Origin of the sequence: Bacillus cereus group sp. BfR-BA-01408, from assembly GCF_022663305.1 — a bacterium.
GTDB classification, from domain to species: domain Bacteria; phylum Bacillota; class Bacilli; order Bacillales; family Bacillaceae_G; genus Bacillus_A; species Bacillus_A pacificus.
Genome location: NZ_JAKUFF010000179.1, coordinates 1 through 663, shown reverse-complemented (window position 1 = coordinate 663; position 663 = coordinate 1). Strand labels below are relative to the sequence as shown.

Below are 663 nucleotides of genomic sequence, written 5' to 3'. Positions count from 1 at the left end.
AGGAATTCAAGGAGTAACGGGGGCCACAGGAGATCAAGGTCCGCAAGGGGTTCAAGGCCCACAAGGCGACATAGGTCCAACCGGCCCACAAGGAATTCAAGGCCCACAAGGTTCTCAAGGAATCCAAGGAGCGACAGGGGGAACAGGAGCACAAGGCCCACAGGGAATCCAAGGTCCGCAAGGTGACGTAGGTCCGACTGGGCCACAAGGTCCAACTGGAATTCAAGGGATACAAGGAGAGATAGGTCCAACCGGTCCAGAAGGCCCAGAGGGACTTCAGGGTCCGCAAGGAATACAAGGTGTTCAAGGACCAGTTGGAGCAACGGGTCCAGAGGGTCCTCAGGGGATACAAGGCATTCAAGGAGTGCAAGGAGCAACAGGCTCACAAGGTCCACAAGGAATTCAGGGAATCCAAGGTGTGCAAGGGATAACGGGAGCAACTGGAGCACAAGGAGCAACTGGAATTCAAGGGATACAAGGGGAAATAGGAGCAACAGGTCCAGAGGGCCCACAAGGAGTGCAAGGAGTACAAGGAGAGATAGGTCCAACCGGTCCAATGGGGCCCCAAGGAGTGCAAGGAGTGCAAGGAATTCAAGGAGCGACGGGCGCACAAGGAGTGCAAGGTCCACAAGGAATTCAAGGAATACAAGGTCCGACGGGGGC

1 pseudogene is annotated in these 663 nt (G+C 55.8%); it reads left to right on the top strand.

Annotated features, from left to right (window positions below):
- Positions 1 to 663: pseudogene (locus MR083_RS26725) on the top strand (collagen-like protein); the annotation flags it as partial.